Here is a 10,063-nt window from a genome sequence, read left to right as displayed (position 1 = left end):
GACGCGGGACGGGCGAGAGGGGGCGCGGTGTCTCAGCCGACCGCGGCGAAGTGCGAGATCGTGCGCTTGAGCCCTTCCTCCCAGCCCACGGACGGGGACCAGCGCAGGAGTTCACGGGCGAGAGTGGTGTCGGCCTGGCGGCGCTCGGGGTCGTCGACGGGGCGTTCCACGTAGCTGATGCGGGACGTGGAGCCGGTCAGTTCGAGGATCTTCTCGGCGATCCGCCGCACCGAAACCTCCTCGCTCCCGCCGATGTTGACGGGGCGCACGGCGCGGCTCGCGGCCACCAGCAGCACGCCGTCCACCGTGTCGTCCACGAAGCACAGCGACCGGGTCTGGCTCCCGTCGCCCGCGACGGTGAGCGGCTCCCCGGCGATGGCCTGGCACACGAAGGTGGGCACCACCCGGCCGTCGGCGCGCCGCATCCGGGGGCCGTAGGTGTTGAAGACCCGCACGATGCCCGCGTCGGTGCGGCGCTTCGCCGCGTGCGCGGTCACCAGGGCCTCCGCGAAGCGCTTCGACTCGTCGTAGACGCTGCGCGGGCCGATCGGGTTGACGTTTCCCCAGTAGCTCTCCGACTGCGGGTGGACGAGCGGGTCGCCGTACACCTCCGAGGTCGAGGCGAGCAGGAAGCGCGCCCCGTCCCGGTGGGCCAGCTCCAGGGCGTTGCGGGTGCCCGAGCTGCCCACGTCGAGGGTCTCCAGCGGGTGGTTCAGGTAGTCCACGGGCGAGGCCGGGCACGCGAAGTGCAGTACCAGGTCGTAGGGGCCGGCGAGCGTCTCCACGCTCTCGGGCGCGGAGAGGTCGCACTCCACGAAGCGGAAACCGGGGCGCTCCACGAGGTGCGCGACGTTCGCGCGGTCACCGGTGAGCAGGTTGTCGGCGCAGTCGACCTCCAGCCCCGCTTCCAGCAGCCGTTCGCACAGGTGCGAGCCGAGGAAGCCCGCCCCGCCCGTCACCACGGCGCGACGCCAGTCGGCTCGGCTGAGCGTGGGAGACATGGAAGCCCCTTTCTCGCGGACAGGGTTGTCCGGGTCTTCGTCCCGTCCCGCGCGGCCCGCTCCCCGCGCGGCGCGGACCGGCCCGTTCCGCACGGAACAGGCACGCCGGGGAGGTGTTCCACGGGCCCCGGTTCCGGCGGCCGTGCACGGGGACGACCAGCACGTCGACCTTGGCACGGGACCACTCGACCCTGCCTTCCCAAGTTCCGGTCACCGAACGTGATTTCCTCGCGACGCGCGCCCCTGAACTGGAGGAACACCGAGATGGACGCGATGGATGAGATCGTGCGCACGCTCCGCACCCACCCGAACGGCCCAGGCCGGGTCCTGCTCACCGGGTGGTTCAGCTTCCTGGACGGCGAGGTGACCGCGGGGGACCTGCTCGCCCGCTCGGCGGCGGCCGCGGCGCTCGACGCGGCGGGCATCGCGCACCACTCGGCGTGGAGTGCGGGCTTCGCGCCCGGTGCCCGGTCGCTCGACGCGGCCGACCCGGCCGACTACCGGCACCTGCTCTTCGTCTGCGGACCGCTGCACGGCGAGCAGATCCTGCGCCTGCACCGCCGCTACGCGAGCTGCGTACGCCTCGCCGTGGACGTCAGCGTCCTGGACCCGCGCGCCCCGGAGACCACCGGCTTCCACCGGGTGGTGGCGCGCGACGGCGATCCCGCGTCCCCGCCGCGCGCCGACCTCGCCTCGCTCGCCCCCGTCGGGCCCGCTCCCCCGCTGGTCGCGGTGGTGCTCACCGGGGGGCAGGGCGAGTACGGGGGGCGCCGTCGCCACGAGGAGGTGACAAAGACCCTCACGGCCTGGGTGGGCGCCCAGGACTGCGCGCGCCTGCCGGTGGACACGCGGCTGGCCGTGGACGACTGGCGGCTGTGCGCGACGGCCGAGCAGTTCCTGTCCGTCGTCTCGCGCTGCGACGCCGTCCTCACGACGCGGCTGCACGGGCTGGTGCTGGCCCTGCGCGCCGGGGTGCCGGTGCTCGCGGTGGACCCGGTCGGCGGCGGCGCGAAGGTCACCGCCCAGGCCCGCGCGCTGCGCTGGCCGGCCGTCCTCGGGGCGCGCGAGGTGAGCGCGGACACGCTGGAACGGTGGTGGGGGTGGTGCCTCTCCGGGCGGGGTCGTACGGCCGCCGCCCGGCGTGCGCGGCTCATGGACCGGACGCGCGCGAGGGCGACGGGGCGCGGGCGGTGAGCGGGGAGGCGCGGTGGGCGCGGGGGCCGTCACGCCAGTGGTGATGTCCTGGCGGTGGCGCCGCCGTCAGGTGGGCGGAGACTCGTCCGCGTCGCCCGCTCCGTCGGCGTTCACCTCGATCAGCCCCCGCGCGCGGCGCAGCAGCGCCTGACGTACCTCGTCGGGTGCCAGGACGCGCAGTGGGGTGGCGAGGCCGAGGAGGTAGCGGGCCAGGCCGTCCGCGTCGGGGCCGCCGACCTCCACGAGTGTGGCGTCCGGACCGTCCGCGCGGTGGCTGCCGACCGTGGACGGGATCAGCCGGAGCGCCTGTTCCAGCGGGAGCGGCAGCCGGACGGTCACGGTGAGCGGCCAGGGGGCGGCCCGGACGGCGCGGGAGACCAACTGGGCGGCGTCGGGCGGGTCGGGGATCTCCACGGGGCGCCCCGTGGACCGTATCCGGGTGACCCGGTCGGCCCGGAAGGTCCGCCACTCGCCGCGCGCCACGTCCCTGGCGACGAAGTACCAGCGGCGCCCGGTGTGCACGAGGCGGTACGGGTCGGCCTCCCGCACGGTCGCCCTGCCCTTGCCGTCCTCGTACGCGAGACTGCACCGTTGCGCCTGGCGGCAGGCGGCGGCGAGTTCGAGCAGGAGGCCGGGCGCGATCTGCGGTTCCTCGGGGCGTGGGGTGTGCGCGAGTGCGGCGTCCATCGCGCCGAGCCGCTCGGCGATCCTGCGGGGCAGGACCTGACGGAGCTTCAGCAGTGCCGTCAGCGCCTCCTGGCCGCCGCCGAGCACCCCGCCGAGCGCGGCTTCGCGCAGGCCCACCGCGACGGCGAGCGCCTCCCCGTCGTCGAGGACCAGGGGCACCACCCCGGCCCCGGGACGCAGGCGGTAGCCGCCCCAGGGACCGGGGTCGGACTCGACGGAGTAGCCGAGTTCGCGCAGCCGGGCCACGTCGCGGCGCACGGTGCGTTCGGTGACATGGATGCGTTCGGCGAGTTCCCGGCAGGTCCACGAGGGCCGGGCCGACAGCAGGGAGGCGAGTCGCAGCAGACGCGCGGAGGTGCTGATCACCCGGCCCAGTTTTCCGCACGACCCGGACCGGAACTGTCCGGGTCACGTCGTAGCGTCCCGTCCATGAGTGAAGAGAGCAACTCCACGACCGTTCCCCCCACCGCCCCCGCCGCCTTCCGCTACGCGGCCGTCACCTTCGACTGCCCGGACCCGGGCGAGCTGGCCCGCTTCTACGGGGAGGTCCTCGGTCTGCCCGTGGCCTTCTCCTCCGAGGAGTTCGTCATGCTCGGCCGGGAGGGCTCCCCCGGCCTCGGGTTCAGCCGGCTGGCCGGCTACCGGCGTCCCACGTGGCCCGAGCCCGCCACGGAGAAGCAGGCCCACCTCGACTTCGGGGTCGACGACCTGGACACCGCGCAGGAACGGCTGCTCGCCCTCGGCGCGACCGAGCCCGCGCTCCAGCCGGAGCCCGGCCGGTGGCGGGTCCTGCTGGACCCGGCGGGCCACCCGTTCTGCGTGTCGGCCATGGTCTGACGGGAAGCCGTGGCCCGGCAGGAAGGGTCGCGGGGCCCGCCGGGCGGGTAGGACCCGGTCATGACGGACACCGCTCCCGGGCCCTCGGTCCGGCCCCTGCTGCTGATCGACGTCGACGGACCGCTCAACCCCTACGGCGCGCGCCTGACCCGGCACCGGGGCTACGCGCGCCACCGGATGCGTCCGGCGAACTGGTTGGCGCGCCAGGAGCCCGGCTCGCGCGCGCTGCGCCGGGGGCTGCTCGTGCGCCTGCACCCGGGGGACGGCGGAAGGGTCCTGGACCTTCCCTACGAACCGGCCTGGGCGACGACGTGGATGCACGAGGCGAACGAGCTGATCGGCCCGGCGATCGGGCTGCCGGAGCCGCTGCCGGTCATCGAGTGGCCCCGGATGTTCGAGGCGGATCCGGACGGGCTGTACTGGAAGACGCGGCATCTGGTCACGTGGGCGGCGGGGCGGCCCTTCGCCTGGATCGACGACATGATCACCGATCTGGACTCGGCGTACGTGGCCCGCGAGCACGGCGCGCACGCGCTGCTGCTGCGCGTCGATCCGCGCAAGGGACTGCGCGCGGCGGACTGGGCGGCCCTGCGCGGGTGGGCCGAGGAGCTGCGGGAACGCTGAGCCGAGCCCCCGGCGCCGGCCGTACGGCGCCCGCGTTGTCAGTGCCGTGCGGCACCATCGGCAGGAGAGCGGCGGTGCGTACGGGCGGACCGTGAGCCGAGTGCGGAGGGAGCACGTCGTGGTGGGTCATGTCACCGTCGCCCAGCGGCGGGTCGTCGAGGCGGCCGAGCCGGTGACCGGGCGGCTGCGGGGCGCCGCCACGGTCCTGGAGCGGCTGACGAAGCTGGGGCTGGCCTTCCGTCATCCCCGTCCCCCGCACGCGTACTTCCTGACTCCGGCGGGGCACCGGCTGCGCGAGGGGCGGGCGGAGAGCGCGCCGGCGCCCGAGGCCCCGGGCGCCGGTCCTTCGGCAGGGGCGGCGCCCGGCCCCTCCCCCGCCGAGCCGTCCGCCGCCTCCGCCGGCTTCGCCGCGCGCACCGGCTACGAGGAGGGCGGGCAGGGTCCGGGTCCTGGCCGCGAGCGGGAGGTGCACAGCGCGTGGCAGGGGCTGCTTGAGCTGCGCCGGATGACGAATCGCGACGGGGCGACCGACCGGCCCTGCGACTGGGAGCGGGCGCATCTGGTGCGGGCGGCGGCGCTGGCCCTGGAGGCGGCGGGCTGCACACCGGCGGGCGCGGGCGGCGTGGGCTACCGCGTCGCCCTGTCCCCGCAGCCGGAGGCGGTGGCCGTAAGGGGCGGTCCGGGCGGGGCGGCGCAGGGCGCCTCGCCGCCCGAGAGCGCCGGCGGGAGCGCGGTCGAGGGCGCGGTCGAGGGCTGGGCGGCGGCGCTGACGGCGGCGGGCTGGCAGGTCAGCGAGCACCGGGAGCCACGCGGCGGCGCACGCTGGCTGCTGGCCTCACCGCGCCGCGTCTAGAAGACTGCTGAAAATCTTGTGGTGGGGTTGTCCGGCCGTGGGCCGGGCGGCCCCTTTTGCTATGTGGTGGCCGGGATGAGGTGCCAGGTGCTGCCGGTTCGGGTGAGTCCGAGGTGGATGAGTCGGCGGAGGTTGAGGGCTGCCGCGCGGTGGTGGAGCCAGGTGTCGTTCTTCAGGACGCCTCGGTAGGGCACTCGTCGGTTGCCGCGGGCGACGAGCCAGGCGATGGCCCGTTCGACCGGTGGCCGCCAGCGGCGGTACTCGGCCTGCCAGTCGGAGCTGGTGGCGGCTTCGTCGCGGGCAGCTTTGAGCAGGTCGTACTTGGCGTGAACGGTGAGGACCCGGCCGGTCTTGGACTTCGTGCAGCGCTCCCGCAGCGGACAGTCGGCGCACAGTTTCCTGAACTGGGCCTGACGCTCGCCTCCCTGACGGACTTGGCCGAGCAGAACGGTGTGTCCGGCCGGGCAGGTGACCTGGCCGGCTGTGGTGTTGATGTCGAAGTCGTCGGTGGTGAATCCGCCTGGGACGGCCGGGCGTAGGGGCGGGGGTTTGAAGACCGGGTCATGGCCCTGCGCTTGGAGGTGTTCACGTAACTCGCCGGTGCTGTAGGCGGCGTCACCCAAAACGGTGACCGGGCTTTCCTCGTCCGCGAGGAGGTCCTGGGCGACGGCGGCCTCGTGGTTGCCTGCCCCGCTGCCGGCGGTCAGCGCGACTTCGGTGAACAGCCCTTCCTCAGGCTCGAACGCCACATGGGCGCGGAACCCCTCCTGGTGACGGGAGCGGTTCTTGTGGATGTGCCGGGCCTGGGAATCGACCGTGGATACGGTGCGGTCGTAGACCGTGCGACGGGCGATGCGCCACCGCCCGTCCCGCCCGTCGGAGCCGTCGGCGGGTTCCACGTCCTGCCCGGCGACCAGCGCGAGAAGGCCGACCGCGTGCGCCGCGGCTTCGCCCAGCTCCTGATCGGGCAGCCTGCCCAGCAGGTTCACCGCATCGCTGACCAGGGCGTCGACCAGCTCGGCACGGGCCTGCTCGTCGTTCCAGGCGATCTTCGGTTTGCCCGGGTCGGTGTAGTCGTGGGCGGTGCACCATTGGTCGGCGACCTGCTGGGCGCTGGGGACCTCGCGGATCACCCGGCGGATCGCGGCGACCAGCTGCGTCACGGTGTCCTGGGTGGCGACCGCGTCGTCCAGCACCGTGGAGTCCAGCGTCCGACGCTGCTTTCCCTTGAGGACACCGGTGGCCGCGACGACCTCCCTGACCTTGGTGAACAGCCGGTTCGGGTCGCTGGAGCGCTGCAATCGGCGCCGGAAATACGTCAGCAGCGAGGGATCGAAAGCGGTGTCGTGGAGCCCGAGTCCGCACGCGGCCTTCCACCGCAGGTCACAACGCAACTCCTGCACCGTCTCGAAGTCAGAGAGTCCGTACAGACTCTGGAGCACCACCGTGGCGGCCAGCATCTGCGGCGGCAGCGACGGACGCCCGTTCGCCGAGGGATACATGTCGGCGAACATCATGCCGGGAAAGATGACCTCGCGATGCTCAGCCAGGAAAGCGAACACGCTCCCAGCCGGGATCAACTCCCGGCACGACTCCCACACGTCCTCGCCGACGCTCTCCCCATCCCATTCCCCCAGCATGAACACAAGACTGGCCCCACTCCACCCGGAGCGGGGCCAGAACCCAATATTTTCAGCAGTCTTCTAGGTCCACTCCCTCCCGGACCCGGGGCGCACGCGCGCCGCGTCCGGGACGACCCCAGGACCCGGTGTCCGCGCCGCGTCCAGGACACCCCCCGGCCCCGGCGTCCGCACCCCGATGCCGTAGGACTGAGCCGTCGGATTCCCCAAGAGCACCAGGAGTTGCCGTGTCCGAGTCCCCCTTCACCGTCACGCTCGCCGTACGCGGGTACGAGACCGATGTCCAGGGGCATCTCAACCAGAGCGTGTATCTCCAGTACGCGGAGCACGCGCGCTGGTCGCTGTTCGAGGCCGCCGGCATCCGGCAGCAGGACCTGCTGGCGGCGGGAGTGGGGCCCGTCGTCCTGGAGACCACGATCCGGTATCTGCGCGAGCTGCGGGCCGGTGAGGACATCGAGGTGAGCTGCGCGTTCCTGTGGGGCGAGCGGAAGACCTTCCGGGTCGAGCAGACGGTCCGCAAGGCCGACGGAACGGAGTCTGCGCGGGTCGAGGGGGTCACGGGGCTGCTGGACCTGCGGGAGCGGCGGCTCCTGGCGAATCCGGCGGACCGCCTGCGGGACCTGGCGCGGGACCCGTCGGTTCTCGGCCTGTGAGCACTCGCCGCCCGCCGGTCCCGGAGGGACGCCGATCGCCCGTCTGACGAGGCGTCATGACGCGGCCCGCGCCCGCTCGCGGTGGCCTTCGGACGGCCATCCGGCGGACGTTCCCGGGGTGGAGGCGCGCACGGGCGGCCCGCCGGGGGTATCCCTGGCTGCGGCAGGCCGGTCGCCGGCAGGAGGCGGCCGGGGCGTCGATTCGAGGAGCCGTCATATGTCGTGGGGACGCCGCACTTTCCTGGGGGCGCTCGCCGGTACGACCGGGGCCGTCGTCGCGTGTTCACCGGCGGCCGCCGGGGACGGGGGGCCGGCGGCCGGTCGGCCCGCGACCGGCGAGGCGCGGGGCCGGTCGGCCGCTACGGGGGCCGCGCACGCCGCCGTGCGCAGGCTGCTGCCCGGCCACGCGGACCAGCTGGCCTTCGAGGACCTCGCGCGGGCGGCGGACGGCGGCGACCGGTTCCGGGTGAGCGGCCGGGAGGGCGCGATCACCGTCGCGGGCACCACACCCGCCGCGCAGCTCACGGGCGTCCGGCACTACCTGAAGCACGTCGCGCACGCGACCATCGGCTGGGCGGGCAGCCAGACCGATCTGCCGCGCCTGCTGCCCGCGCCGGGACGCCCGGGCCCTGAGGGGCGCGCGGACGTTCCGCACCGCTTCGTGCTCAACGACACGAGCGACGGCTACACCGGCCCGTACCACGACTGGTCGTACTGGGAGCGGGAGATCGACGTCCTGGCCCTGCACGGCTTCAACGAGGTCCTCGTGTACGCGGGTGCCGACGCCGTCTACCACCGGCTCTTCCAGGAGTTCGGCTACGGCGAGGAGGAGCTGCGGTCGTGGATTCCGGGGCCCGCGCACCAGCCGTGGTGGCTGCTCCAGAACCTCGCGGCCTTCCCCGCGCCGCTGTCGCGGCAACTACTGGACCAGCGGGCGGCGCTCGGCCGGCGGATCGTGGGCCGGTTGCGGGAGCTGGGCATGACGCCGGTCCTGCCGGGCTACTTCGGGACGGTCCCGCCCGGCTTCGCGGACCGCAACCCGGGGGCGCGGACCGTGCCGCAGGGCACCTGGATGGGCTTCGACCGGCCCGACTGGCTCGACCCGCGCACGGACGGCTTCGCGCAGGTGGCCGCCGCCTTCTACCGCGTGCAGGCGGAGGTGTTCGGCGTCAGCACGCTGTACAAGATGGATCTGCTGCACGAGGGCGGCAAGGCCGGTGACGTACCGGTCGAGGAGGCGACGCGGGGCGTGCAGCGGGCGCTGCTCGCGGCCCGGCCGGACGCGCTGTGGGTGATCCTCGGCTGGCAGAAGAACCCGCCGAAGGCGGTGATCGACGCGGCGGACCGCTCGAAGATGCTCGTGGTGGACGGTCTCTCGGACCGCTTCCCCGAGGTCACCGACCGGGAGAGCGACTGGCGGGGCACTCCGTACGCCTTCGGTTCGATCTGGAACTTCGGCGGGCACACCGCGCTGGGCGCGAACACCCCCGAATGGGTTTCCACGTACGGGCGTTGGCGGGACCGGCCGGGCAGCGCGCTGCGCGGGACCGCGCTCATGCCGGAGGCGGCGGACAACAATCCGGCGGCCTTCGAACTGTTCAGTGAACTCCCCTGGACGGAGGGGGAGATCGATCTGGCCGACTGGTTCCGCCAGTACGCGCGGTCCCGTTACGGGGCGAGCGATCCGCACGCCGAGGCGGCCTGGGACGTCCTGCGCCGCACGGCGTACGGGACGACGCGCGAGGACCGCTGGTCGGAGCCCGCCGACGGACTGTTCGGGGCGCGGCCCGCGCTGAACGCCGTGTCGGCCGGCAAGTGGTCGCCGAAGGCGCTGCGTTATCCGCCGGAGTCCTTCGAGCCCGCGCTCGGCGAACTACTCGCGGTACGGGCCGGGTTGCGGGGTTCGAGCGCCTACCGGCGGGACCTGCTGGACGTGGCGCGGCAGGCGCTCGCGAACCGGAGCAGGGTGCTGCTGCCCAAGCTGAACACCGCGTACGGGGACGGGGATTCTGCGGAGTTCGCGCGGCTGACGCGGCGCTGGCTCGGCCTGGTCGACCTGCTGGAGCGGCTGGTCGCGACGGACGCGGACCATCTGCTGGGGCGCTGGGTCGAGCAGGCGCGGGTGTGGGGCGCGGACGGCGCGGAGAAGGACCGGCTCCAGTACGACGCGCTGTCCCTGCTCACGACCTGGGGCACCCGGGAGGGCGCCGACGCGGGTCTGCGCGACTACGCGAACCGGGAGTGGTCGGGGCTGGTCGGCGGGCTGTACCGGCTGCGCTGGTCCACGTACTTCCAGGAGTTGGCGCGGGCCCTGGAGGAGGGCCGGGAGCCGGCCGCGGTGGACTGGTTCGCCCTGGAGGACCGCTGGACCCGCGCCCCGGGCCGGCTGCACGTCGAGCCGCAGGGCGACACGTACCTGGTGGCGGGGGAGGTCAGGGACGCGCTGGCCCGCAAGGACTGAGACCGGCGGGTGGCGCGGGGGCGGGCGGGCCCTCCTTCCCTGTGGGTGACTCCCCCACCAACCCGTCGCCCTAGGGCGGGTGTTGGGGTGGCGTGCCGTGGGGCCCCGCCCGA

9 protein-coding genes are annotated in these 10,063 nt (G+C 74.0%); 6 read left to right on the top strand and 3 right to left on the bottom strand.

The window, feature by feature from the left end; translation table 11 throughout:
* Positions 1–32 precede the first annotated feature (32 nt).
* Positions 33–1,001: an NAD-dependent epimerase/dehydratase family protein gene (locus tag AB0J21_RS16710; protein ID WP_363146684.1), complete on the bottom strand. Its 969-nt coding sequence runs from the start codon at positions 999–1,001 to the stop codon at positions 33–35.
* A gap of 264 nt (positions 1,002–1,265) precedes the next feature.
* Here AB0J21_RS16710 and AB0J21_RS16705 point away from each other — a divergent pair, with 264 nt between their 5' ends.
* A complete protein-coding gene (locus AB0J21_RS16705) occupies positions 1,266–2,195 on the top strand; it encodes a polysaccharide pyruvyl transferase family protein (RefSeq protein ID WP_363146683.1) in 930 nt (309 codons plus the stop codon).
* 66 nt (positions 2,196–2,261) lie between these two features.
* Here AB0J21_RS16705 and AB0J21_RS16700 read toward each other — a convergent pair whose 3' ends face one another.
* A complete protein-coding gene (locus AB0J21_RS16700) occupies positions 2,262–3,248 on the bottom strand; it encodes a YafY family protein (RefSeq protein WP_363146682.1) in 987 nt (328 codons plus the stop codon).
* Between the two features lie 63 nt (positions 3,249–3,311).
* Here AB0J21_RS16700 and AB0J21_RS16695 point away from each other — a divergent pair, with 63 nt between their 5' ends.
* From AB0J21_RS16695 to AB0J21_RS16685, 3 genes are all read left to right on the top strand, one after another.
* On the top strand, positions 3,312–3,719 hold the full coding sequence (locus AB0J21_RS16695) for a VOC family protein (protein ID WP_363146681.1): 408 nt from the start codon (positions 3,312–3,314) through the stop codon (positions 3,717–3,719).
* Between the two features lie 60 nt (positions 3,720–3,779).
* Positions 3,780–4,343 (top strand): hypothetical protein, encoded by a 564-nt coding sequence (locus AB0J21_RS16690; protein ID WP_363146680.1) that lies wholly within the window; start codon positions 3,780–3,782, stop codon positions 4,341–4,343.
* A 118-nt stretch (positions 4,344–4,461) separates the two neighbouring features.
* Positions 4,462–5,196, top strand: a complete 735-nt coding sequence (locus tag AB0J21_RS16685) for a hypothetical protein (protein WP_363146678.1) — start codon at positions 4,462–4,464, stop codon at positions 5,194–5,196.
* Positions 5,197–5,255: 59 nt separating this feature from the next.
* Here the strand turns inward: AB0J21_RS16685 and AB0J21_RS16680 are convergent, their stop codons facing one another.
* Positions 5,256–6,836, bottom strand: coding sequence for an IS1182 family transposase (locus AB0J21_RS16680; protein ID WP_363146677.1), 1,581 nt, complete (start codon positions 6,834–6,836; stop codon positions 5,256–5,258).
* A gap of 227 nt (positions 6,837–7,063) precedes the next feature.
* On the opposite strand from AB0J21_RS16680, the gene AB0J21_RS16675 reads away from it, so the two are divergent.
* A complete protein-coding gene (locus tag AB0J21_RS16675) occupies positions 7,064–7,489 on the top strand; it encodes an acyl-CoA thioesterase (RefSeq protein ID WP_363146676.1) in 426 nt (141 codons plus the stop codon).
* Between the two features lie 217 nt (positions 7,490–7,706).
* Positions 7,707–9,950 (top strand): alpha-N-acetylglucosaminidase, encoded by a 2,244-nt coding sequence (locus AB0J21_RS16670; RefSeq protein WP_363146675.1) that lies wholly within the window; start codon positions 7,707–7,709, stop codon positions 9,948–9,950.
* The last annotated feature ends 113 nt before the right edge of the window (positions 9,951–10,063 follow it).

The organism is Streptomyces sp. NPDC049954 (genome assembly GCF_040656295.1).
Classification (GTDB): domain Bacteria; phylum Actinomycetota; class Actinomycetes; order Streptomycetales; family Streptomycetaceae; genus Streptomyces.
The sequence above is the reverse complement of the archived record's forward strand: the minus strand, read 5'-3'. Positions and strand labels throughout refer to the sequence as shown.

Excerpts from the sequence above, each read along its gene's own strand:
- AB0J21_RS16690 (WP_363146680.1), top strand. The coding sequence starts at position 3,780 with ATGACGGACACCGCTCCCGGGCCCTCGGTCCGGCCCCTGCTGCTGATC.
- AB0J21_RS16680 (WP_363146677.1), bottom strand. The coding sequence starts at position 6,836 with ATGCTGGGGGAATGGGATGGGGAGAGCGTCGGCGAGGACGTGTGGGAG.
- AB0J21_RS16710 (WP_363146684.1), bottom strand. The coding sequence starts at position 1,001 with ATGTCTCCCACGCTCAGCCGAGCCGACTGGCGTCGCGCCGTGGTGACG.
- AB0J21_RS16670 (WP_363146675.1), top strand. The coding sequence starts at position 7,707 with ATGTCGTGGGGACGCCGCACTTTCCTGGGGGCGCTCGCCGGTACGACC.
- AB0J21_RS16695 (WP_363146681.1), top strand. The coding sequence starts at position 3,312 with ATGAGTGAAGAGAGCAACTCCACGACCGTTCCCCCCACCGCCCCCGCC.
- AB0J21_RS16705 (WP_363146683.1), top strand. The coding sequence starts at position 1,266 with ATGGACGCGATGGATGAGATCGTGCGCACGCTCCGCACCCACCCGAAC.